Source organism: Pseudomonas sp. ES1 (assembly GCF_050586605.1).
GTDB classification, from domain to species: domain Bacteria; phylum Pseudomonadota; class Gammaproteobacteria; order Pseudomonadales; family Pseudomonadaceae; genus Aquipseudomonas; species Aquipseudomonas sichuanensis.
Window position 1 is genome coordinate 38,723 of the sequence record NZ_JBOBDM010000023.1, and the last position, 21,816, is coordinate 60,538.

Here is a 21,816-nt window from a genome sequence, read left to right on the forward strand (position 1 = left end):
CTCAGGGGAATGTCAGCCAGCACTGACTTCGCAGGGCAACGCCAGCGTCGCCACAAACCCACCCTGCGGATGATTCGCCAGCGTCAGGCTGCCGCCATGGCGCTCCGCCGCCTTGCGCGCGATCGCCAGCCCCAACCCATGCCCCGGTGCCTCCTGGCCCGGTGCGCGGTAGAACGGCTCGCCCAACTGCGCCAGATGTTCCTCTGCCACCCCCGGCCCATGGTCACGCACGCTCAGCACAATGCGCTCCTGTTCACGGTGGGCATCAATTTCGATCGGCTGCCCCAGCGGGTTGAAGCGCAGGGCATTGCGCAGCAGGTTGTCCACCGCCCGTTCGATCAGGGTCGGCCAGCCTTGCAGGGTCAGCCCCGGCTGCATCTGCAGGCGCACTTCCTGATCCGGCGCCGCCAACTGGGCGTCTTTACGCACGCCACCCAGCACGGCATTGAGGTCCACCGGCTCGGCATGCGCCTGCTCGGCATCGACCCGGGCCAGCACCAGAATTTCACTGATCAGGTCTTCCAGGCGGTCGCACTCACGGGTCAGCCGTGGCCATAGGGCCTGGCGCTGTTCGGGCCCGGCGCGTTCGGCCAGGGCCAGGGCGACGCGCAGGCGCGCCAAGGGCGAGCGCAATTCGTGGGACACATCGCGCAGCAACTGGCGCTGGCTGCCGATCAGGCTCTGCAGGCGTGCGCCCATCTTGTTGAAGTCGTTGGCCAGCACGCCGAACTCGTCGCGGCGCACGGCCAGGCGCGCCAGGCTGTTTTGCTGATAGCTGGCCTGCCCCAGGTCATGCACCGCGCCGCGCAGACGGCTCAGCGGGCGGGTGATCGACAAGGTCACCAGCAGGCTGAACAGGGTCAGCACCACCAGCGCGATGCCCAGCGCGCTGAGCGGCCAGATCAGGCTTTCGCGGTGCCAGGCGGCCAGTTCCGGGTGGGGGATACGGTAGATCAGCAGGTAGGTTTCGCCGCTGGTGGGGCTGGTGTATTCCTCGGTCAGGCGGCGCCAGGGCAGGCGGCGTTCGTCGTTGTGCTGGCGTGCCTCGAACGCGGCAGCGCGGCGCGGGAAGGTGCCGGGAACCACGGCATCGCCGCTGTCGTCGAGCACCTGCACGTCGATCTTGTAGCGTTGCTTGCGCCGTTCAAGGAAGCGTTGCGACGACTCCAGGCCTTCCTGTTCGTAATGCTGCACCCAGCGGCTAGCCAGGGTGTTCAGGCCGGGGTGGCGGCTGAGGATCCAGGTGTCCTGGTTGAGCATGTGGCCCAGCAGGATCGACAGGCCTGCGACCAGGGCGATGGCCAGCCAGAAGCTGGCCAGGATGCGCCAGAACAGTGAACGCAAGACGAGCACCTCCGTGAAATGGCAAAAGCCCGGCCCGCTGCTGAGCGGGCCGGGCATTGGGGGGACAGCTTACTGGGCCTTGCTGCCTTTTTCAGCCTTCCAGGCCTGGAACTCCTGCCACTCGGCCTTGCGCGCGGCGCGTTCCTTTTGCAGTTCGTCGAACTTCTTCTGCTGGTCCGGCTTGAGCAGGGCGCGGATCTGGCCTTCGGTCTTGTCGTGGCTGGCCTTGATTTCGTCCTTCATGGCCTTCTGCTCGGCGGCCGGCAGCTTGTTCATGTAGCGCTCGGTGATGTCACGGCGCTGTTGCATCTGCTCGCCCATCAGCTTGCCGATCTGCTGGCGCTGGTCGCGGCTCAGGTCCAGCTGGGCGAAAGGCGCGTCACCGCGATGATGCGGGCCGTCGTGGCGCGGGCCGCCTTCAGGCATGGCCATGGCTACGGTCGGCAGGGCGGCGGCGAACATCAGGGCGATAAGGGTCTTGCGCATGGTGTCTCTCCTTTCAGGGGCCGGTGGTTACCGGATGAGCCCAGTCTAGGGAGATCAAGGTCAAGGGCGGTCAGGCGAGGGTAAAGGCTGGGTAAAGAGCTGCAAGCTTCAAGCTGCAAGCTTCAAGTAAAAGCGGGAGCGATGCTCGATCTGCTGTTTCTTGAAGCTTGAAGCTTGAAGCTGCCTTCAAAGGCTGTAGTAGTAGCCTCGGCTACGCAGCGCGACGATGCGTGGGCGGCCGTCGGCGTGCGGGCCGATCTTCTTGCGCAGGTTGCTGACATGCATGTCCAGGCTGCGGTCGTAGAGGGTGAGCTTGCGGCCCAGGCCGATCTGCGCCAGCTCCTGCTTGTCCAGCGGTTCACCGGGCTGGCGCAGCAGGGCTTCGAGGATGCGGCTCTCGGACAGCGTAAGGGTCATTTCGCGCTGGTCGATGCTGACCACGCCGCGTACCGGGCTGAAGACCATGTCGCCGACCTCAATCTGCGAGGTGGGCGCGCTGGGGTGGCTGCGGCGCAGCACGGCGCGCAGGCGAGCGGTGAGCTCGCGGGGGTCGCAGGGTTTGGCCAGGTAGTCGTCGGCGCCGAGCTCCAGGCCAAGGATGCGGTCCAGCGGCTCGCCACGGGCCGAGAGCATCAGCACCGGCAGGTCGGCGTGTTCGCTGCGCAGCTGCTTGAGCAGTTCCAGGCCGCTGCCGTCGGGCAGCATCACATCCAGTACCACCGCTGCCGGCGCGTGGGCGGCCAGGGCCTGGCGCGCACTCAGGCCATCGTGGCAGGCGCGCACCTCGAAGCCTTCCTGGGTCAGCCAGCTGCCAAGCAGCTCACACAGCTCCTGGTCATCATCAATCAGTAACAGCTCGCTCATGTCTCACTCAATTCAACCATTGCCGGCGTCGTCTGTGACCGCCGCTGGCTAAGATACCGCAGACTACCGACAACAGTGCAACGGCCGAACCGATCAGGAACCATTGTTGCTGGTCGGTGAGCAGGCGTTGCACCGGATTGGCCCCGGCCTGCAGCTCCTTGATGGCCAGCTTCAGGCGCTGGTTGTCCTGGCGCAGGCGGCTCAGCTGGGCGCTCTCGCGTTCGCTGTCCTGGCTCTGCATTTGCTGGGCCAGCAGGGTGCGTTGTTTCTCGCTCTCTTCCAGGCGCTGCTGCAGTTCGGTGATTCGCGCCCCGGCTTCCAGCGACAACGGCTGTTCGGCCACGGCGAAAGGGGATAGCAGCAACAGGCAAAGCAGCACGGACATCGGACCTTGACGCATTGGGACTCCTGATTCTTGTCGGTTCAGGAGGTTGTCGGCCGGTCGTCGCAATTTATGAATAGTGCAGCGCGGGGGTGTAGCTGGGAGCAGCTGTGTGGGAGCGGGCTGCTCCCACAACAACTACTCAAAAGCCTGTTACGGCAGGACTTGCTTGAACGGCTTGACCACGACCTTGTCGTAGACACCTGCAGCGATGTACGGGTCGGCGTCGGCCCAGGCCTGGGCGGCGGCCAGCGACTCGAACTCGGCGACGATCAGGCTGCCGCTGAAGCCGGCGGCGCCCGGGTCGTTGCTGTCGATGGCCGGGTGCGGGCCGGCCAGCACCACGCGGCCTTCGGCCTTGAGCTGTTGCAGGCGCTCGATGTGGGCGGGGCGGGCAGCCAGGCGTTTTTCCAGGGAGTTCGCGACGTCGCTGGCGATGATGGCGTAGAGCATGTCAGTCCTTGGGTTTGGAAGTGGAGGGGTCGGTGTCGTGCAGGTGGCGCGAGAGGTATACACCCTGCGCCACCAGGAAGATCACGGTCATGCCCAGACTGCCGAACACCTTGAAGTCGACCCAGAAGGCCTGGAAGGTGAAGGCAACGAACAGGTTGGCGGCGCCGCAGACCAGGAAGAAGACGATCCATGCCAGGTTCAGGCGGGTCCAGACTGTTTCTGGAAGTGTCAGGGCGTGGCCCATGATGCGTTTGATCAGCACCCGGTCACCGATGAAGTGGCTGCCGGCGAAGGCCAGGGCAAACAGCCAGTTGACCACCGGTGCCTTCCATTTGAGGAAGGTTTCGCTGTGGAACGCCAGGGTCAGGCCACCGAACACCAGGCAGGCGACCAGGGTCAGCAACTGGCCTTTCTCGAGCTTGCGGTGGCGCAGGAACAGCGCGCCGTAAACCACCAGCGAGCTGAGGATAAGCATCGCCGTGGCGCTGTAGATACCGCCGAATTCAAAGCTGTGGCCTGCGAATTCGACCGGGCGCGGGTCCAGTTTGTAGACGATGAAGAACAGCAGCAGCGGGATGAAATCGATGAATTGTTTCACAGTGGCAGCCAGAAGCGGGATGTGACGGCATAATAACAAACATCGATTCCGGCGAAAGCGCTCCACCATGAATGTTGATCTGCACTGTCACAGCACGGCCTCCGACGGCGCCCTGTCGCCCACGGCACTGGTTGCCCGGGCCCATGAGCATGGGGTGCGGACCTTGTCGCTCACCGACCACGACACCCTCGAGGGCCTGCCCGAGGCCCGTCAGGCCTGCCTCGACAACGGCATGCACTGGGTCAGTGGCGTTGAACTGTCGTGCACCTGGGGCGGCGCGACCATCCATGTGCTGGGTTACGACTTCCCCCTCGATGCACCGCCGTTGCTCGAAGCCATCGAAAACCTCCACCGTGGCCGCTGGCTGCGCGCTGAAGAGATCGATCGCAAGCTGGCCGCCAAAGGCATGCCCGGTGCGCTCGAAGGTGCGCGGGCGGTGCAGCAGGAGCTGGGCGACAGCGGCAACGCCCCGGCACGCCCGCATTTCGCCGAGTTCATGGTGCGCGCAGGCTTCGTCAAGGACCGCGGCGAAGCGTTTCGCAAGTGGCTGGGCGCCGGCAAGCTGGGTGACGTCAAGTTGCACTGGCCGACACTCGAGGAAACCGTCGCCACGCTGCGCCAGTCCAATGCGTGGGTGAGCCTGGCTCATCCCATGCACTACGAACTGACCCGCAGCAAGCGCAGACGGCTGATTGCCGACTATATTCAGGCAGGTGGGCAGGCACTAGAAGTGGTCAATGGGATGATGCCGCCCGAGCAGGTGGGGACGATGTCCATCCTCACCCGTGAGTTCGGCCTGCTGGCAAGTGCTGGCAGCGATTTCCACGGCCCTGGCACCTGGGGCGAGATCGGTGCCTACCGGCCATTGCCTGAGGACCTGCCACCCCTGTGGCGCCGATTCCGACATGAACAGCCTATGGCGGTATGAACAGGACGACTTCGTGAGCCAATTTTTCCAGATTCATGCGGAAAACCCGCAGGCGCGGCTGATCAAGCAGGCCGTCGAAATCATCCGCAAGGGTGGTGTGGTGGTCTATCCCACCGATTCGGCTTATGCACTGGGCTGCCAGATCGGCGACAAGAACGCCATCGAGCGTGTCCGCCGCCTGCGTCAGCTGGACAAGAACCATAACTTCACCCTGCTGTGCTGCGACCTGTCGCAGATGGGCACGTTCGCCAAGATCGACACGGCGACGTTCCGCCTGCTCAAGGCCCATGTCCCAGGCCCTTACACCTTCATTCTCAATGCCACTCGCGAAGTCCCACGCCTGCTGCTGCACGAAAAGCGCCGCACCATCGGCCTGCGCGTGCCGTCCAACCCGATCGTCCTGGCGCTGCTTGAAGAGCTCGGCGAGCCTTTGATGAGCGTGAGCCTGATCCTGCCGGGCGATGAAGACCCCATGACCGATCCGTACGAGATTCGCCAGCGCCTGGAGCACCACGTCGACCTGATCGTCGACGGTGGCTTTGGCGATTTGAAGGCGTCCACGGTGATCGACCTGACCGGCGATGAGCCCGAGCTGATCCGCGAAGGCTGCGGTGACCCTGCGCCGTTCCTGGCCAGCGCGTGAGCCAGGTGGAAGCGCCCGAGGCGCCGGCCAGCGAGGCCGATACGCCTTTCCAGCTGCAGTTGGCCCTGGTCTATGGCGAAGCCCTGACCGAAATGCCGGTCGACCTGTACATCCCGCCGGACGCCCTGGAGGTCTTCCTCGAAGCCTTCGAAGGCCCGCTGGACCTGCTGCTGTACCTGATTCGCAAGCAGAACGTCGACATCCTCGATATCCCGGTGGCAGAAATCACCCGCCAGTACATGAGCTATGTCGAGCTGATGAAGAACGTGCGCCTGGAGTTGGCCGCCGAGTACCTGGTGATGGCTGCGATGCTCGCCGAGATCAAGTCGCGCATGCTGCTGCCGCGTTCTGCCGAAGTGGAGGAGGACGAGGGCGACCCGCGCGCCGAGCTGATCCGCCGCCTGCAGGAGTACGAGCGCTTCAAGGCCGCCGCCGAGGGTATCGACGCCTTGCCACGGGTTGGCCGTGAAGTGCTGGTGCCGCAGCTGGATGCGCCCCAGGCCAAGGTGCGCAAGCTGCTGCCCGATGTCGCCCTGGAAGAGATCCTGTTGTCCATGGCCGAGGTCATGCGTCGCAATGACCTGTTCGAAAGCCACCAGATCACCCGCGAGGCCCTGTCTACCCGCGAGCGCATGAGCCAGGTGCTCGAACGCCTCAAGGGCGGCGAGTTCGTGCCCTTCGTCGAGCTGTTCAGCGCCGAGGAAGGCAAGCTCGGGGTGGTGGTGACCTTCATGGCGATTCTTGAGCTGGTGAAGGAATCGCTGATCGAACTGGTGCAAAATGAGGCTTTCGCCCCGATCCACGTCCGCGCCCGGGCAGAGTGACCTGACAACCCCATGAACCTGAACGAACCCCGTGAACTCGCGTCGCTGATCGAGGCTTTCCTGCTCGCCTCGGGCAAGCCGCAATCCCTCGAGCGCCTGTACGAACTGTTCGAAGAAGCCGAGCGCCCGGCGCCGGCCATCTTCAAGAAAGCCCTGGAGGTGCTCGGCAAGTCTTGCAATGGCCGCGCCTTCGAGCTCAAGGAGGTGGCCACCGGTTACCGCCTGCAGATTCGCGAAAGCTATGCGCCTTGGGTCGGCCGCCTGTGGGAAGAGCGCCCGCAGCGCTATTCCCGTGCCTTGCTTGAAACCATTGCGCTGATTGCCTATCGCCAACCCATTACCCGCGGCGAGATCGAGGATGTGCGGGGGGTGGCGGTGAACAGCAACATCATCAAGACCCTGATGGAGCGTGAGTGGATCCGTATCGTCGGTTACCGCGAGGTGCCCGGGCGGCCGGCCATGTTCGCCACCACCAAGGCCTTCCTCGATCACTTCAACCTCAAGAGCCTCGATCAGCTCCCGGCGTTGGCCGAGTTGCGTGAGCTGGAGCCAGAGGCGCCACTCGACGACCCGGATGAAGCGCCGGTGCCCGCGCACTTGCAGGCCTTGGCCGATGCCAGCCTGGGCGAGGAGGGTGAAGCGCCAGCGCCGAAGGATGAGACCAGCTTCCGCTCGTTGCTGGTGGAGCTGGATGCGATGGAAGAGGGGCTCAAGACTGATTTCGATGATTTGCGCGAAGAGCCTGAAGCGCAAGCCAAGCTGGAGCCCTGATGTCCATGCGTCTGCTGCGCCGGCCTCTTCGCGGGTAAACCCGCTCCCACAGGGGGACGCGCGCGACCTGTGGGAGCGGGTTTACCCGCGAAGAGGCCGGCGCGAGCAATGAAGTGCCATCTGGCAGAAAGCCTACCCCGGCCTCAAAAAACAGCCTACCCTCCAGTGCGTTCCCGCGCCGAACCGCGTATGATGCGCGCCCCTTTGGCGCATCCGTTGCCAAGAACCGCTTTCACTAATACACCGGGAGGTGCCCAGATGAGTGAGCAAGACCTGCAGGACCAACAACCCACCCCTCCGTCCGGCGAAAAGCTGCAGAAAGTGCTGGCGCGCATCGGCGTGGGCTCGCGTCGTGACGTCGAGGCCTGGATCAGCCAGGGCCGTATCAAGGTCAACGGTGTCGAGGCCACCCTGGGCCTGCGCGTCGACCTGCACGACGCCATCACCGTTGACGGCAAGCTGATCAAGCGCGTCGAGGCCGCCGAGGCGACCCGCCGCGTGATCATGTACAACAAGCCCGACGGCGAAATCTGCACCCGTGACGACCCGGAAGGCCGTCCGACCGTGTTCGACCGCCTGCCGCGCCCGAAAGAGGGCCGCTGGATCAACATCGGCCGCCTGGACATCAACACCACTGGCCTGCTGCTGTTCACCACCGACGGTGAACTGGCCAACCGCCTGATGCACCCGTCCTACGAGATGGACCGCGAGTACGCCGTGCGCGTGCGCGGTGAGGTTGACGACGACATGGTCGAGCGCCTCAAGGCTGGCGTGATGCTCGAGGACGGCCCGGCCAAGTTCACCGACATCCAGAAGGCTCCGGGTGGCGAAGGCTTCAACCACTGGTACCACTGCGTGGTGATGGAAGGCCGCAACCGTGAAGTGCGTCGCCTGTGGGAGTCGCAAGGCGTGGTGGTCAGCCGCCTGAAGCGCGTGCGTTTCGGCCCGGTGTTCCTCAACTCCGACCTGCCGATGGGCCGCTGGCGCGAGATGAGCCAGGGCGAGATCGACATCCTGGCCGCCGAAGTGGGCCTGCAGCCGGTGGCACTGCCAACGCTGAACCTCAAGGCCAAGGACAAGATGGAGCGCATGCAGCGCAAGTCGACCCGTCCATTGGGCCGTGGCGAGCGTGTGCGCACCTTGCGCCCGGCCGGCGAAGGTCAGGCCGAGCGCCCGGCGCGCGCGCCGCGTGAAGAGGCTGCGCCGCGCAAAGGCAACCGTGGCAGCGCGGTGGCCGAGCGTCCGAGCGACATGCGCAAGCGCCCCGCCCGCCCGGACGGTGACAAGCCGGCCGGCCGTGGTCGCGGCAAGCCGCGTGGCTGATCGGCCCGTGTAGCGAAAGAGCCAGCCTTCGGGCTGGCTTTTTTGTGCCCGCCGAATTGACGCGCTCCTACAGAGGCAAGGCCAGGCACGTGGCCGCAAGATAGCGGCAAATAGCTGATCTCAAAGAAATTTTCCTCGCAAGTGGAAAGTTTTTAGACCGCATCGTAAAGATTTTTTTACAAATCACGGCAAAATTCCCGGCCAAACCCGATTTTTCCTGTCTCTGTAAACAGAACTTGCCGCGCCCACCGTCCCAGGGCCTTCCAGCCTCGATCCGCCCCCTTGTCCAAACCCTGCCCACACGTTGATATAGCGCCATTGCCGTGTGCAACGCCTGGCCAAAGAGCCCGGTAACAGAACAACAAATGGAGGCGCCATGTACGCCGATCACTCCGCCTTTTCAGGCCTTCGCCCCAGGACCGCTGCGTTTTTTCCACAGGAAACGATGCAACGCGTTGACGCCTGCGCGTTTGCAGGGGTATACAATGCGCCGCGTTTTACCTGTGACCCCCTTGCGTACCGCGCACTCTTGCTGACACCCGGTTGATTTGCCCTGGGCCCCGGTGCCCACCGCGACAGACCCGTCCAAGAACCCAAGGTAACCACCTTGCCCATTCCGCTGCGCCACGAGCGCGGTGGGTCCGATTCCGTCACAGATAAAAACAAGCAGGTGACTTCGTTCATGAGTGGACATAACTCACAGTCTGGCGAGCTCAAGCGTGGCTTGAAGAACCGCCATATCCAGCTGATCGCCCTGGGCGGCGCCATCGGCACCGGATTGTTCCTCGGCTCGGCCGGCGTGATGAAATCCGCGGGTCCGTCGATGATCCTCGGCTACGCCATCTGCGGCTTCATTGCCTTCATGATCATGCGCCAGCTGGGCGAGATGATCGTCGAGGAGCCGGTGGCCGGCTCCTTCAGCCACTTCGCGCACAAGTACTGGGGCGGTTTCGCCGGCTTCCTGTCGGGCTGGAACTGCTGGGTGCTGTACATCCTGGTCGGCATGTCGGAACTGTCGGCGGTGGGCAAGTACGTCCATTACTGGTGGCCGGAGATCCCGACCTGGGTCACCGCGGCAGGCTTCTTCCTGCTGATCAACGCCATCAACCTGATGAACGTGAAGTTCTTCGGCGAGGCCGAGTTCTGGTTCGCCATCATCAAGGTGGCCGCCATCGTCGGCATGATCGGCCTGGGTGCCTACCTGCTGACCAGTGGTAGCGGTGGCCCTGAGGCTACGGTCACCAACCTGTGGGCCCATGGCGGCTTCTTCCCCAATGGGGTCAGCGGCCTGGTGATGGCCCTGGCGTTCATCATGTTCTCCTTCGGTGGCTTGGAAATGCTCGGCTTCACCGCTGCCGAAGCCGACAAGCCGAAGACCGTGATCCCCAAGGCGATCAACCAGGTCATCTACCGCATCCTGATCTTCTATGTCGGTGCGCTGGTCGTACTGCTGTCGCTGACGCCGTGGGACACCCTGGTCGCCAGCATCGACGCCTCCGGTGGCAGCTATGGCAGCAGCCCGTTCGTCCAGGTGTTCTCGCTGCTGGGCAGTGACGTGGCCGCGCATCTGCTGAACTTCGTGGTCCTGACCGCGGCACTGTCGGTCTACAACAGCGGCACCTACTGCAACGCCCGTATGCTGCTGGGCATGGCCGAGCAGGGCGATGCCCCGGCGGCCTTGGCCAAGGTGGACAAGCGCGGTGTGCCGGTGCGTTCGATCCTGGTATCGGCGGCCGTGACCCTGATCGCGGTGCTGCTCAACTACCTGATGCCGCAGAATGCCCTGGAGCTGCTGATGTCGCTGGTAGTGGCCACCCTGGTGATCAACTGGGCGATGATCAGCTACTCGCACCTGAAGTTCCGCCAGCACCTCGACCGTACCGGCCAGAAGCCGCTGTTCAAGGCGCTGTGGTACCCCTATGGCAACTATGTGGTGCTGGCGTTCGTGGTGTTGATCCTCGGCATCATGCTGCTGATCCCGGGCATCCAGGTGTCGGTGTATGCGATGCCGGTATGGCTGGTGGTGATGTATGTAGCCTATATGCTCAAGAGCAAGCGTGGCTCGCAGGCCAACGGTGCGCCTGGCACTGTTGCCAAGTAAGCGCTGAGGTTGGTTGAAGAAACCCGATGCCGGGAGACCGGCATCGGGTTTTTTCTTGCCTGTACCGGCCTCATCGCCGGCAAGCCGGCTCCCACAGTGACTGCGATCGCCGTCAACTGTGGGAGCTGGCTTGCCAGCGATGAGGCCTTCAGATCTGTTCGAGCAACCAGCTGCGAAACGCTCTGAGTGAAGGCAGCGCCTCATTCCTCGGCGGATAGATCAGGTAGTAACTGCGCTGGCTGGCAAATGGCTCTCCAGGGCTGAACAGTTCTCCGTTGGCCAGTTCTTCCTGCACCAGAATGCGTGGCACCAGGCCGATGCCGATGCCGGCGCGCACGGCCTGGATCAGGTGCGAGGTCAGCTCGAAGCTAGGCCCCAGGCGCATCGCGCGGTGGGGTAGGGCGTGATGGGAGAACCATTCGCCCCAGGCATGTGGATTGTTGGCGACATTCAGCAGCACTTGCCCGCTGATACGCGTCGGGCTCCAGTCGGCCTGGTCGCCGGCGGCCTCCGGCGGCAGGATCACCACCAGTTCCTCGGCATGCAGGCGATGGCAGATCAGCCCCGGCAGGTCGTGGCTGGCCACGCCAATGGCCGCGTCGATCTCACTGGCGTCGAAATTGATCGCTTCGATACGTGAATGAATATGCACCAGCATCCCTGGGTGGGCGCTGTAGAAGGCATGCAGGCGGGGCAGCAGCCATTTCGAGCCGAAGGTCGGCAGGGTGGCCAGGCGCAGGGTGCCGACCCCGGACTGATAGGCCAGCGCCTGCAAGGTGGCACTGCGGATGCGCCCCAGCGCCTCGCTCAGCTCGCGCTGGTACAGGCGGCCAACGTCGGTCAGCTGTACCTGGCGGCCCTCGCGGCGGAACAGGGTTAGCCCCAGCTGCTGCTCCAGTGCCTGCACCTGGCGGCTCACCGCGCTTTGCGTAAGCGAAAGCTCCGCGGCGGCGCGGGTGTAGCTTTCATGGCGGGCGGCGGCCTCGAATGCCAGTAGCAGCGACATCGAAGGGGTGAGGTGGCGGTAATTCATTCATAAAGCTCATCGATAGCGGCAGGAATATCCGTTTGCCCATGGCGCCAAACTACAGGAACATTGGCGCATTCGTCATCCGCTTGAGTTCCATTCATGCCGGATGAACAGGAAACGCCCATTTTTCTTCGTGGGAGCGGCGCACCGCCGCTGCCACGATTACGACTGCGTCGCGCCTGAAACCGTGAACAAGCCCATATCAAGAGGCCATCCAACGATGATCGCCCAGCTGCTGCCCCGTGCACCTGCCGCCAATTACCCCGAATTCCTCGAAGCCCTGAAAAACAGCGGCTTCCGTGGCCAGATCAGCGCCGACTACGGCACCCGTACCGTGCTGGCCACCGACAACTCGATCTACCAGCGCCTGCCCCAGGCGGCGGTGTTCCCGCTGGACGCGGACGATGTGGCGCGGGTCGCCACGCTGATGGTCGAACCGCGCTTTCATGGCATCAAGCTCACCCCGCGCGGTGGCGGTACCGGCACCAACGGCCAGTCGCTGACCGACGGTATCGTCGTCGACCTTTCGCGGCACATGAACAAGATCCTCGAAATCAACGTCGAGGAGCGCTGGGTGCGGGTGCAGGCCGGCACGGTCAAGGACCAGCTCAACGCTGCGCTCAAGCCCCACGGGCTGTTCTTCGCTCCCGAGCTGTCCACCTCCAACCGCGCCACCGTGGGCGGCATGATCAACACCGATGCCAGCGGCCAGGGCAGCTGCACCTACGGCAAGACCCGCGATCACGTGCTCGAACTGCACAGCGTGCTGCTCGGTGGCGAGCGCCTGCACAGCCTGCCGATCGACGATGCCGCGCTGGAGCAAGCCTGCGCGGCGCCCGGCCGGGTGGGCGAGGTGTACCGCATGGCCCGCGAGATCCAGGAAACCCAGGGCGAGCTGATCGAAAGCACCTTCCCCAAGCTCAACCGCTGCCTGACCGGCTACGACCTGGCGCACCTGCGCGACGAGCAGGGCCGCTTCAACCTCAACAGCGTGCTGTGCGGCGCCGAGGGCTCGCTGGGCTATGTGGTCGAAGCCAAGCTCAATGTGCTGCCGATCCCCAAGTACGCCGTGCTGGTCAACGTGCGCTACACCAGCTTCATGGACGCCCTGCGCGACGCCAATGCCTTGATGGCGCACAAGCCGCTGTCGATCGAGACCGTCGATTCCAAGGTGCTGATGCTGGCGATGAAGGACATCGTCTGGCACAGCGTCGCCGAATACTTCCCGGCCGACCCCGAGCGCCCGACCCTGGGCATCAACCTGGTGGAGTTCTGCGGTGACGAGCCGGACGAGGTCAATGCTCGAGTGCAGGCCTTCGTCGCGCACCTGCAGGCCGACAAGGGTGTCGAGCGCCTGGGCCACACCTTGGCCGAAGGCGCCGAGGCGGTGACCCGCGTCTATGTCATGCGCAAGCGCTCGGTGGGGCTCTTGGGCAACGTCGAGGGCGAAGTGCGCCCGCAGCCGTTCGTCGAGGACACGGCCGTGCCACCGGAGCAGTTGGCCGACTACATTGCCGACTTCCGCGCGCTGCTGGATGGCTACGGCCTGGCCTACGGCATGTTCGGCCATGTCGATGCCGGTGTGCTGCACGTGCGCCCGGCGCTGGACATGAAAGACCCGGCCCAGGCCGCGCTGGTCAAGCCGATCTCCGATGCCGTGGCGGCACTGACCAAAAGCTATGGCGGCCTGCTGTGGGGCGAGCACGGCAAGGGCCTGCGCTCGGAGTACGTGCCGGAGTATTTCGGTGAACTGTACCCAGCGCTGCAGCGCCTGAAGGGCGCGTTCGACCCGCACAACCAGCTCAACCCGGGCAAGATCTGCACCCCGCCGGACAGCGCCGAGGGCCTGACCCCGGTGGATGGCGTGACCCTGCGCGGCGACCTTGACCGGACCATCGACGAGCGCGTCTGGCAGGACTTCGGCAGCGCCGTGCACTGCAACGGCAACGGTGCCTGCTACAACTACGACCCCAATGACGCCATGTGCCCGTCGTGGAAGGCTACTCGCGAGCGCCAGCACTCGCCCAAGGGCCGCGCTTCGCTGATCCGCGAATGGCTGCGCCTGCAGGGCGAGGCCAACATCGACGTGCTGGCCGCCGCCCAGCGCAAGGCCTCCTGGCTCAAGGGGCTGCCAGCGCGGCTGCGTAACCGCCGTGCGCAACAGCAGGGGCAGCAAGACTTCTCCCACGAGGTGTACGACGCCATGGCCGGCTGCCTGGCGTGCAAGTCCTGCGCGGGGCAGTGCCCGATCAAGGTCAACGTGCCGGACTTCCGCTCGCGCTTCCTCGAGCTGTACCACGGCCGCTATCAGCGCCCGCTGCGCGATTACCTGATCGGCTCGCTGGAGTTCAGCATTCCGTACCTGGCCCACGCTCCTGGCCTGTACAACGCGGTGATGGGTTCGAAGTGGGTGAGCAAGCTGCTGGCGGACCAGGTCGGCATGGTCGACAGCCCGCTGATCAGCCGCTTCAACTTCCAGTCCACCCTGACCCGCTGCCGCGTGCAGGTGGCCAGCGTGCCGGCCCTGCGCGAGCTGACCCCGGCCCAGCGCGAGCGCAGCATCGTGCTGGTGCAGGATGCCTTTACCCGGTACTTCGAGACGCCGTTGCTGGCCTCGTTCATCGAGCTGGCCCATCGCCTGGGGCACAAGGTGTTCCTGGCGCCCTACAGTGCCAATGGCAAGCCGCTGCACGTGCAGGGCTTCCTCGGCGCCTTCGCCAAGGCGGCCATCCGCAACGGTACTCAGCTCAAGGCCCTGGCCGACTGCGGTGTGCCGCTGGTGGGGCTGGACCCGGCGATGACCCTGGTGTATCGCCAGGAGTACCAGAAGGTCGACGGCCTGGAGGGCTGCCCGCAAGTGCTGCTGCCCCAGGAATGGCTGATGGACGTGCTGCCCGAGCAGGCGCCGGCCAAGGCTGGCAGCTACCGCCTGATGGCCCACTGCACCGAGAAGACCAATGTGCCGGCCAGTACCAGGCAGTGGGAGCAGGTGTTCGCGCGGATGGGCCTGAAGCTGGTCACCGAGGCCACGGGGTGTTGCGGCATGTCGGGGACCTATGGGCATGAGGCGCGTAACCAGCAAACCTCGAAGACCATCTTCGAGCAGTCCTGGGCGACCAAGCTGGACAAGGACGGCGAGGCGCTGGCAACCGGTTATTCGTGCCGCAGTCAGGTCAAGCGCATGACCGAGAAGCAGTTGCGCCATCCGCTGGAGGTAGTGCTGCAGTTCGCGCAGCGCTGAGCGGCGGCAATCCTGCACCGGCCTCTTCGCGGGTAAACCCGCTCCCACAGGGACAGCGCCTTTCTTGAGAAAAGCGAATTCCTGTGGGAGCGGGTTTACCCGCGAAGAGGCCGGTGCAGATTTGTACCCTTCAGCTGTTCTGGCGCATCCGCCGCGCCTGGCGGTACAGATACAGGCTCAATACCAGCCCGCACGCCGCTGCCCCTGCCGCAAACAGGAACATCGAGGCAAAGCCGAACCCCGCCGCCACCGCGCCCACCAGCGGCCCGGTAATCCCCAGCGACAGGTCGATGAACAGCGAATAAGCCCCCACCGCTGCGCCGCGGTTGGCCGCCGACACCTGGTTCACCGCCTCGACGCCCAGTGCCGGGAACACCAGCGAGAAGCCGAAACCACTGAGCGCCGCGCCGGCCAGGGCCATCTCGGCGCTCGGTGCCAGCCACAGCATCAGCAACCCCAGGGTCTCCACCGACAAGCAAACGATTGCCACGCGAAAACCACCCAGCCGGTTGATCATGTTGCCAAACAGCAGTCGCGCACTGATGAAGCTGGCGCCGAACAGGCTCAGGGTCAGCGCCGCGTTGGGCCAGTCACGGCTGGCGTAGTACAGGGTGATGAAGGTGGCGATGGTGCCAAAGCCGATCGAGCCCAGGGCCAGCCCCGAGCCATGGGGGAACACCTTGCCCAGTACTTGCAGGAAGGGCAGGCGCACGCCGCTGACCACCGGCGCTGCGCGTTTGGGCCAGGCCAGTAGCAGGCCGAGCACACTCAGCAGGATGATGCTCGCGCCCATGCTCCCCAGCCCAAGGTGCTTGACCATCAGCACCCCGAGCGGCGCGCCGATGGCCAATGCGCCATAACTGGCGATGCCGTTCCAGGAAATTACCTTGGCGGTGTTCTGCGAGCCGACCCGGCCGATGCCCCAGCCAATCGAACCCGAGCCCACCAGGCTTTCCGCGCTGCCCAGCACCAGGCGGCCGATCAGCAGGCAGCTCAGGCTCAGCCAGGGCCAGGGCGTGAGAAAGTGGCAGGCGAGCATGAACACGCCGCTCAAGCCACAGCCGGCCAGGCCCCACATCACGGCTTTCTTGCTGCCGAGGTTGTCGATGATGCGGCTGGCGGTGGGGCGGCTGAGCAGGGTGGCCAGGTATTGCACACTGATCACCAGGCCGGCGATGACGGCGCTGAAACCCAGTTGGTTGTGCACATAGCCCGGCAACACGGCAAGGGGGATGCCGATGTTCAGGTAGCCGATGAAGGTGAAGAGGACGATCGAGACGACTTGCAGGGTGACCGCAAGGGGGCGCGGTGAATCGGGCATGGGGCCTTCGATGGGTAGAGGTTCTGGACGGTGTGAAAACGCGATGGCGGGGATTTTCCCACAGGCCAGCCGTTTTCACACTGTCGGGGTCTGCGCGGTTATTCCTGGTCAGCGCTGGATTGATCGTCACCGTGCGGTTCGACGGCAGGCGTCGGTTCGGCGTGGGCGGCAACGGATTGCTCTTCGGGGTTCAGGCTTGGGAAGGGAAGATTCGGGATTTCATGCATCTCGTCGTTCCTCGCAAGTGTGAGTGAAAAGACTGCGCGTGGCGCGTGTGTGGCTTCGAAAAGCAGGGGCAGGATACAGCAGTGAGGATGACAGTTTGAGATTTTTCCGCCCCGCGGGTCGGTTTTTGCGGGCGATCAGCGCACCACCGACTGTGTTCGGGCAGCGGAAAACACTGTGGGAACAACTGTCTTGTATTGCCTGTGCGGGCTTCATCGCTGGCAAGCCAGCTCCCACAGCTATGAGACTGGCTCGGTCCATGTGGGAGCGGCGTTAGCCGCGAACACCGGCGTAGCCGGTGCCAGGCTCCGCGTCGCTTGCTTCGCGGCTAAAGCCGCTCCCACAGGTACTGCGATATCAGCGACAGACGTCGGCGATAGCGGCAGCCAGCTGTTCCAGGCGCTTGGCATCGGCCCCGGCGATATTCGCCCGGCCGGTGCCGACCATGTACACGCTGTGCTTTTCCCGCAGCAGGCGTACCTGCTCCGGATTCAGCCCGGTGTACGAGAACATCCCGCGTTGCGCGGCAATGTGCGCGAAGCGCTCGGCCAGGCCGTGTGGTTCCAGGGCCTTTACCAGCCCTTGGCGCAGCTCTGCGATGCGCTGGCGCATTGCGTCGACTTCTTCGATCCACAGCGCCTTGAGCGCCGGGTGGCCGAGAATCTCGGCCACCACCGCCGCGCCATGGTCCGGCGGCGTCGACCACAGGTTGCGGGCGATGAACGCCAGCTGGCTGCGTACGTCCAGCAGTTTCTCGGCGTCGTGGCTGCACACCAGCAAGGCGCCGGTGCGATCGCGGTACAGGCCGAAGTTCTTCGAGCAGGAACTGGTGATCAGCAGCTCCGGCAGCTCGGCGGCGAACAGTCGTACCGCCCAGGCATCTTCCTCCAGCCCGTCGCCGAAGCCCTGGTAGGCGAAATCGATCAGCGGCAGCAGGTTGCGCCGCTTGACGATGTCGAGCACCGCTCGCCAGTCATCCTGGCTCAGGTCAAAGCCGGTGGGGTTGTGGCAGCAGGCGTGCAGCAGCACCACGTCGCCTTCGGGGGCCTGCTCCAGCGTGGCGAGCATGCCGGCGACGTCCAGGCGATTGTCCGCGCCCACGTAGGGGTAGTGGGACACCTTGAGCCCGGCGCCGCCGAAGATGGTCTCGTGGATCGGCCAGGTCGGGTCGCTCAGCCAGATGCCGCGGCCCGGCAGGCAGTGGGCGATGAACTCCGCCGCCAGGCGCAGTGCGCCGGTGCCGCCCGGGGTCTGGGTGGCGCCGGCACGCTGGCTGGCCAGCAGCGGCGAAGCGCTGCCCAGCACCAGTTCGCTGATCAAGCGGCCAAAGGCTGGATCGCCGTGGCCGCCGATGTAGCTTTTGCTGGCTTGCTGGGCGATCAGGCGCTGTTCGGCCTGCTTGACCGCCGAAGGGATCGGCGTCAGGCCCTGGGCGTCCTTGAACACGCCGACACCCAGGTCGAACTTGGCCGGATTGGTATCGCGCGCGTAGGCCTCCATCAGCCCGAGGATCGGGTCGCCAGGGACCCGTCCGATCGCCGCGAAGTGCATCACTTGCGCCCTTCGGCGGTCTTGGCGACCTCGTCGGTGCGGGCGCACATGATGAAGTCGTTGCGGTGCAGGCCTTTGATCGAGTGGCTCCACCAGGTCACGGTGACTTTGCCCCATTCGGTCATCAGGCCTGGGTGGTGGCCTTCGGCTTCGGCGATTTCACCCACGGCGTTGGTGAAGGCCAGGGCGTGCTTGAAGTTCTTGAACAGGAATACGCGCTCTAGCTCCATGTGGCCATCGCGCACTTCGATGTTCCAGTCCGGGATCTCGCGGATCAGTTCCGCCAGTTCTTCGTCGGAGACTTTCGGGGCATCGGCGCGGCAGGCTTCGCAGTGGGCTTGGTTCAAGGCATTCATGGTGAGTATTTTCCGTTTTGAGTTGTTATCGACGAAGGTGGCTCAGGCGGCGACCTTGGGTGGAAACTTCGGTGCGTGCAGGCCCAGCTGCATGGCCTGGTGGACCATGGCCATGATGTCTTCGTGGGCCAGGTCGAACAGGCGCTTCATGTTCGGCAAGACGAAGTACAGGGGCTGCAGGATATCGATGCGGTACGGCGTGCGCATGGCTTCGATCGGGTCGAAGGCCTGGTGCTCGGGTTCGCCGGACAGGCTGTAGACGGTCTCTTTCGGCGAGGAGAGGATGCCGCCGCCATAGATCTTGCGACCTTGCGGGGTCTCCATCAGGCCGAATTCGATGGTCATCCAGTACAGGCGCGCCAGGTAAACGCGTTGTTCCTTGGTGGCCGCCAGGCCCAGCTTGCCGTAGGTGTGGGTGAACTCGGCGAAGAACGGGTTGGTCAGCAGCGGGCAGTGGCCGAAGATCTCGTGGAAGATGTCGGGCTCTTGCAGGTAGTCGAGTTCTTCCGGGGTGCGGATGAAGGTGGCGACCGGGAAGCGCTTGCTGGCCAGCAGTTCGAAGAAGGTCTGGAAGGGGATCAATGCCGGTACGCGGGCAACCTGCCAGCCAGTGGTGGCGCCGAGCACCTTGTTGACTTCGCCCAACTGCGGGATGCGGTCATGGGGCAGCTTGAGCTGCTCGATGCCGTCCAGGTATTCCTGGCAGGCCCGGCCTTCGATGACTTTCAGCTGGCGGGTAATCAGGGTGTTCCACACCGCGTGCTCTTGCTGCGGGTAGTCGATAAAACCTTGCGCATCGGGCTCGCGGGCCACGTAGTGCGTCTGTTTCATGTGGCGCTCCTGGTGAGGGCTTTCTTGTTATGTGCAGGACATGCATTAGGAATATCCCTACATCCGCCACTTTGCACGGGGTCGCGGCCGCGATTGGGCGTGTGCTGTGCTGGATTTTGTAACGATAATTTTACAAAAGCCCGCTCATCCCGGAAAATCACCGACATCGAGCTGGCCTTCAAGTGGATTTTGTCAGCTTATCTTTACGACTTTTCCGCGTGCCGAAGAAAAACTTCGGCCGCTTCGAGAGCTTTCATGCGTATCAAAGTGCACTGCCAGAACCGCATCGGGATCCTGCGCGACATCCTCAACCTGCTGGTGGAGTACGGCATCAACGTGCTGCGCGGCGAGGTGGGGGGGGATCATGGCAACGCCATCTACCTGCACTGCCCGAACCTGATCAACATCCAGTTCCAGGCCTTGCGGCCGAAGTTCGAATCGATCGCCGGGGTGTTCGGGGTCAAGCGGGTCGGGCTGATGCCTAGCGAGCGCCGGCACATGGAGCTCAATGCCTTGCTCGGGGCGCTGGACTTCCCGGTGCTGTCCATCGACATGGGCGGCAGCATCGTCGCCGCCAACCGCAGCGCGGCGCAGCTGCTCGGGGTGCGGGTCGATGAGGTGCCGGGCCTGCCGCTTTCACGCTATGTCGAGGACTTCGACCTGCCGGAGCTGGTGCGCGCCAACAAGTCGCGCATCAACGGCCTGCGCATCAAGGTCAAGGGTGACGTGTTCCTGGCCGACATCGCGCCGCTGCAGTCGGAGCACGACGAAAGCGAGGCGCTGGCCGGCGCGGTATTGACCCTGCATCGCGCCGATCGCATCGGCGAGCGCATCTACAACGTGCGCAAGCAGGAGCTGCGCGGGTTCGACAGCATCTTCCAGAGCTCGCGAGTGATGGCGGCGGTGGTGCGTGAGGCCCGGCGTATGGCGCCGTTGGATGCGCCGCTGCTGATCGAGGGCGAGACCGGCACCGGCAAAGAGCTGCTGGCCCGCGCCTGCCACCTGGCCAGCCCGCGTGGCCAGGCGCCATTGATGGCGCTCAACTGCGCCGGCCTGCCGGAGTCGATGGCCGAAACCGAGCTGTTCGGTTACGGGCCGGGGGCCTTTGAGGGCGCGCGTGCCGAAGGCAAGCTCGGGCTTTTGGAGCTGACCGCAGGCGGCACCTTGTTCCTCGACGGGGTAGGGGAGATGAGCCCGCGGCTGCAGGTGAAGCTGCTGCGCTTCCTGCAGGACGGTTGCTTCCGCCGGGTGGGTAGCGATGAGGAGGTTTACCTGGACGTACGCGTGATCTGTGCCACCCAGGTCGACCTGTCCGAGCTGTGTGCCCGTGGGGAGTTCCGCCAGGACCTCTACCACCGGCTCAACGTGCTGTCGCTGCACATCCCGCCGCTGCGCGAGTGCATGGATGGGCTGGAGGGGTTGGTGCAGCACTTTCTCGACCAGGCCAGCCGGCAGATTGGTTGCCCGATGCCGCGGCTGGCGCCTGCGGCGATGGACAAGCTCAGCCAGTACCATTGGCCGGGCAACGTTCGGCAACTGGAGAACGTGTTATTCCAGGCCGTATCGTTGTGCGAAGGCGGGGTAGTGAAGAGCGAACATATCCGTTTGCCGGATTATGGTGCGCGCCAGCCGTTGGGCGAGTTTTCACTGGACGGTGATCTTGCGCAGATTGTCGGGCGTTTTGAAAAGGCGGTACTTGAAAGTTTGATGAGTGAATATTCAAGTAGCCGGGCATTGGGCAAAAGACTGGGTGTTTCACACACGACGATTGCCAACAAGTTGCGTGATTATTCACTTAACAAGTCGGCTGAGTAGTTTCAGAAAGTTGTGGCATTCAGTAATTTCGCGGCTAAAGCCGCTCCCACAGGAATAGCGAGACCCTGTGGGAGCGGCTTTAGCCGCGAAAGGGCCCCGATGGGGCCCTGATTCACGGGGTCAACCGTTGGAACAACCGTTACCCATCACGCGGTATTCGAGAATGTGCTTCTGGCCCTGGGAGTCCTCGTAAGTCATACGGGCCGGCACCACTTCGCAGACATTGGGCACTTCGCTCATGGAAATAACGCGGGCGATGTCCAGGTGCTGCGAATAACTGTACTGTTCAACCGGAATCTGCTCGGCATCTTTTGCCTCGCCGGCCATTGCCGCGCCGCAAAGACTGCCAAGTACCAATACCAGTAAAGCTTTCATTTTCTATTTACCTGTCTAAGGTCGTGAGGGGGCACGCGGCGCTTGTGGCGCCGCGAGTACAACGGTTGTTCAACTATCAGGATGAGGTGCGGATCAACTTTGCCTTCGTGGGGGCTGTAACCAGAAGTTAATCGCGTTGCCGTTGCTGGCGAGTTGAATTCTAGGAGGGTGGCCGCGGCCGAAACAGAGGGGGTTTTGATAAAGTCTTTTGACAGAATCTGTAACAATCCCTTGGCAGCATGCTCCGGTTTTTCTCGCGGATGGCTGTGTGCCATGAGTTAGAGCGGTCGAGCCTGACGGGCCGGGCTTCGGTGGAGCGCGTTACTACCAACGTCGAATGGCTTTTGCCGCTCT

21 protein-coding genes are annotated in these 21,816 nt (G+C 64.1%); 8 read left to right on the forward strand and 13 right to left on the reverse strand.

Annotation, left to right across the window (positions count from 1 at the left end; genetic code table 11):
- Positions 1-12 precede the first annotated feature (12 nt).
- The 6 genes from ACQ4N9_RS11900 to ACQ4N9_RS11925 form a co-directional block, all read right to left on the reverse strand.
- Positions 13-1,401: a sensor histidine kinase gene (locus ACQ4N9_RS11900; RefSeq protein ID WP_125859568.1), complete on the reverse strand. Its 1,389-nt coding sequence runs from the start codon at positions 1,399-1,401 to the stop codon at positions 13-15.
- A 12-nt stretch (positions 1,402-1,413) separates the two neighbouring features.
- A complete protein-coding gene (locus ACQ4N9_RS11905) occupies positions 1,414-1,830 on the reverse strand; it encodes a Spy/CpxP family protein refolding chaperone (RefSeq protein ID WP_125465049.1) in 417 nt (138 codons plus the stop codon).
- A 186-nt stretch (positions 1,831-2,016) separates the two neighbouring features.
- Positions 2,017-2,694: a response regulator transcription factor gene (locus tag ACQ4N9_RS11910; protein ID WP_125465048.1), complete on the reverse strand. Its 678-nt coding sequence runs from the start codon at positions 2,692-2,694 to the stop codon at positions 2,017-2,019.
- Between the two features lie 7 nt (positions 2,695-2,701).
- Positions 2,702-3,094, reverse strand: coding sequence for a translation initiation factor 2 (locus tag ACQ4N9_RS11915; RefSeq protein WP_125859566.1), 393 nt, complete (start codon positions 3,092-3,094; stop codon positions 2,702-2,704).
- A 135-nt stretch (positions 3,095-3,229) separates the two neighbouring features.
- Positions 3,230-3,529: a YciI family protein gene (locus ACQ4N9_RS11920; protein ID WP_110991937.1), complete on the reverse strand. Its 300-nt coding sequence runs from the start codon at positions 3,527-3,529 to the stop codon at positions 3,230-3,232.
- A 1-nt stretch (position 3,530) separates the two neighbouring features.
- Positions 3,531-4,127, reverse strand: a complete 597-nt coding sequence (locus ACQ4N9_RS11925) for a septation protein A (RefSeq protein ID WP_110991936.1) — start codon at positions 4,125-4,127, stop codon at positions 3,531-3,533.
- A gap of 67 nt (positions 4,128-4,194) precedes the next feature.
- On the opposite strand from ACQ4N9_RS11925, the gene ACQ4N9_RS11930 reads away from it, so the two are divergent.
- From ACQ4N9_RS11930 to ACQ4N9_RS11955, 6 genes are all read left to right on the forward strand, one after another.
- Positions 4,195-5,055, forward strand: coding sequence for a PHP domain-containing protein (locus ACQ4N9_RS11930; protein WP_125465045.1), 861 nt, complete (start codon positions 4,195-4,197; stop codon positions 5,053-5,055).
- Positions 5,056-5,068: 13 nt separating this feature from the next.
- Positions 5,069-5,698 carry an L-threonylcarbamoyladenylate synthase gene (locus ACQ4N9_RS11935; protein WP_110991965.1) on the forward strand — a complete coding sequence of 210 codons (630 nt, stop codon included), beginning with the start codon at positions 5,069-5,071 and terminating at the stop codon, positions 5,696-5,698.
- Positions 5,699-5,823: 125 nt separating this feature from the next.
- Positions 5,824-6,522, forward strand: coding sequence for a segregation and condensation protein A (locus ACQ4N9_RS11940; protein WP_189654575.1), 699 nt, complete (start codon positions 5,824-5,826; stop codon positions 6,520-6,522).
- 12 nt (positions 6,523-6,534) lie between these two features.
- Positions 6,535-7,293 carry an SMC-Scp complex subunit ScpB gene (gene scpB, locus ACQ4N9_RS11945; RefSeq protein ID WP_125465042.1) on the forward strand — a complete coding sequence of 253 codons (759 nt, stop codon included), beginning with the start codon at positions 6,535-6,537 and terminating at the stop codon, positions 7,291-7,293.
- A gap of 258 nt (positions 7,294-7,551) precedes the next feature.
- Complete coding sequence (gene rluB / locus ACQ4N9_RS11950; protein WP_390967225.1) at positions 7,552-8,616, forward strand: 23S rRNA pseudouridine(2605) synthase RluB; 1,065 nt, start codon at positions 7,552-7,554, stop codon at positions 8,614-8,616.
- A gap of 682 nt (positions 8,617-9,298) precedes the next feature.
- Positions 9,299-10,717 carry an amino acid permease gene (locus ACQ4N9_RS11955; RefSeq protein ID WP_390967226.1) on the forward strand — a complete coding sequence of 473 codons (1,419 nt, stop codon included), beginning with the start codon at positions 9,299-9,301 and terminating at the stop codon, positions 10,715-10,717.
- A 148-nt stretch (positions 10,718-10,865) separates the two neighbouring features.
- Here the strand turns inward: ACQ4N9_RS11955 and ACQ4N9_RS11960 are convergent, their stop codons facing one another.
- Positions 10,866-11,750, reverse strand: coding sequence for a LysR substrate-binding domain-containing protein (locus ACQ4N9_RS11960; protein WP_390967227.1), 885 nt, complete (start codon positions 11,748-11,750; stop codon positions 10,866-10,868).
- Between the two features lie 217 nt (positions 11,751-11,967).
- On the opposite strand from ACQ4N9_RS11960, the gene ydiJ reads away from it, so the two are divergent.
- The gene (gene ydiJ / locus ACQ4N9_RS11965) at positions 11,968-14,988 is read left to right on the forward strand and encodes a D-2-hydroxyglutarate dehydrogenase YdiJ (protein WP_390967228.1); all 3,021 of its coding nucleotides are present in this window, start codon (positions 11,968-11,970) and stop codon (positions 14,986-14,988) included.
- A gap of 130 nt (positions 14,989-15,118) precedes the next feature.
- On the opposite strand, the gene ACQ4N9_RS11970 is transcribed toward ydiJ, so the two are convergent.
- From ACQ4N9_RS11970 to phhA, 5 genes are all read right to left on the reverse strand, one after another.
- On the reverse strand, positions 15,119-16,309 hold the full coding sequence (locus ACQ4N9_RS11970) for an MFS transporter (protein WP_390967229.1): 1,191 nt from the start codon (positions 16,307-16,309) through the stop codon (positions 15,119-15,121).
- A 98-nt stretch (positions 16,310-16,407) separates the two neighbouring features.
- Positions 16,408-16,536, reverse strand: a complete 129-nt coding sequence (locus tag ACQ4N9_RS11975) for a hypothetical protein (RefSeq protein ID WP_256671375.1) — start codon at positions 16,534-16,536, stop codon at positions 16,408-16,410.
- A 355-nt stretch (positions 16,537-16,891) separates the two neighbouring features.
- Complete coding sequence (locus tag ACQ4N9_RS11980) at positions 16,892-18,088, reverse strand: amino acid aminotransferase (protein ID WP_390967230.1); 1,197 nt, start codon at positions 18,086-18,088, stop codon at positions 16,892-16,894.
- Positions 18,085-18,441, reverse strand: coding sequence for a 4a-hydroxytetrahydrobiopterin dehydratase (locus ACQ4N9_RS11985; RefSeq protein WP_390967231.1), 357 nt, complete (start codon positions 18,439-18,441; stop codon positions 18,085-18,087). Before ACQ4N9_RS11985 ends, ACQ4N9_RS11980 begins: the two co-directional genes overlap by 4 nt.
- A gap of 42 nt (positions 18,442-18,483) precedes the next feature.
- A complete protein-coding gene (gene phhA, locus ACQ4N9_RS11990; RefSeq protein WP_110991925.1) occupies positions 18,484-19,272 on the reverse strand; it encodes a phenylalanine 4-monooxygenase in 789 nt (262 codons plus the stop codon).
- Positions 19,273-19,527: 255 nt separating this feature from the next.
- Here phhA and ACQ4N9_RS11995 point away from each other — a divergent pair, with 255 nt between their 5' ends.
- Complete coding sequence (locus tag ACQ4N9_RS11995) at positions 19,528-21,087, forward strand: sigma-54-dependent transcriptional regulator (protein ID WP_390967232.1); 1,560 nt, start codon at positions 19,528-19,530, stop codon at positions 21,085-21,087.
- A gap of 120 nt (positions 21,088-21,207) precedes the next feature.
- Here ACQ4N9_RS11995 and ACQ4N9_RS12000 read toward each other — a convergent pair whose 3' ends face one another.
- Positions 21,208-21,462 carry a DUF2790 domain-containing protein gene (locus ACQ4N9_RS12000; RefSeq protein WP_003254526.1) on the reverse strand — a complete coding sequence of 85 codons (255 nt, stop codon included), beginning with the start codon at positions 21,460-21,462 and terminating at the stop codon, positions 21,208-21,210.
- Positions 21,463-21,816: the final 354 nt, after the last annotated feature.

Coding starts and splice junctions, on each gene's coding strand:
- ACQ4N9_RS11930 (WP_125465045.1), top strand. CDS start 4,195: ATGAATGTTGATCTGCACTGTCACAGCACGGCCTCCGACGGCGCCCTG.
- phhA (WP_110991925.1), bottom strand. CDS start 19,272: ATGAAACAGACGCACTACGTGGCCCGCGAGCCCGATGCGCAAGGTTTT.
- ACQ4N9_RS11910 (WP_125465048.1), bottom strand. CDS start 2,694: ATGAGCGAGCTGTTACTGATTGATGATGACCAGGAGCTGTGTGAGCTG.
- ACQ4N9_RS11955 (WP_390967226.1), top strand. CDS start 9,299: ATGAGTGGACATAACTCACAGTCTGGCGAGCTCAAGCGTGGCTTGAAG.
- ACQ4N9_RS11920 (WP_110991937.1), bottom strand. CDS start 3,529: ATGCTCTACGCCATCATCGCCAGCGACGTCGCGAACTCCCTGGAAAAA.
- rluB (WP_390967225.1), top strand. CDS start 7,552: ATGAGTGAGCAAGACCTGCAGGACCAACAACCCACCCCTCCGTCCGGC.
- ACQ4N9_RS11900 (WP_125859568.1), bottom strand. CDS start 1,401: ATGCCCGGCCCGCTCAGCAGCGGGCCGGGCTTTTGCCATTTCACGGAG.
- ACQ4N9_RS11985 (WP_390967231.1), bottom strand. CDS start 18,441: ATGAATGCCTTGAACCAAGCCCACTGCGAAGCCTGCCGCGCCGATGCC.
- ACQ4N9_RS12000 (WP_003254526.1), bottom strand. CDS start 21,462: ATGAAAGCTTTACTGGTATTGGTACTTGGCAGTCTTTGCGGCGCGGCA.
- ACQ4N9_RS11960 (WP_390967227.1), bottom strand. CDS start 11,750: ATGAATTACCGCCACCTCACCCCTTCGATGTCGCTGCTACTGGCATTC.
- scpB (WP_125465042.1), top strand. CDS start 6,535: ATGAACCTGAACGAACCCCGTGAACTCGCGTCGCTGATCGAGGCTTTC.
- ACQ4N9_RS11905 (WP_125465049.1), bottom strand. CDS start 1,830: ATGCGCAAGACCCTTATCGCCCTGATGTTCGCCGCCGCCCTGCCGACC.
- ACQ4N9_RS11995 (WP_390967232.1), top strand. CDS start 19,528: ATGCGTATCAAAGTGCACTGCCAGAACCGCATCGGGATCCTGCGCGAC.
- ydiJ (WP_390967228.1), top strand. CDS start 11,968: ATGATCGCCCAGCTGCTGCCCCGTGCACCTGCCGCCAATTACCCCGAA.
- ACQ4N9_RS11970 (WP_390967229.1), bottom strand. CDS start 16,309: ATGCCCGATTCACCGCGCCCCCTTGCGGTCACCCTGCAAGTCGTCTCG.
- ACQ4N9_RS11975 (WP_256671375.1), bottom strand. CDS start 16,536: ATGCATGAAATCCCGAATCTTCCCTTCCCAAGCCTGAACCCCGAAGAG.
- ACQ4N9_RS11915 (WP_125859566.1), bottom strand. CDS start 3,094: ATGCGTCAAGGTCCGATGTCCGTGCTGCTTTGCCTGTTGCTGCTATCC.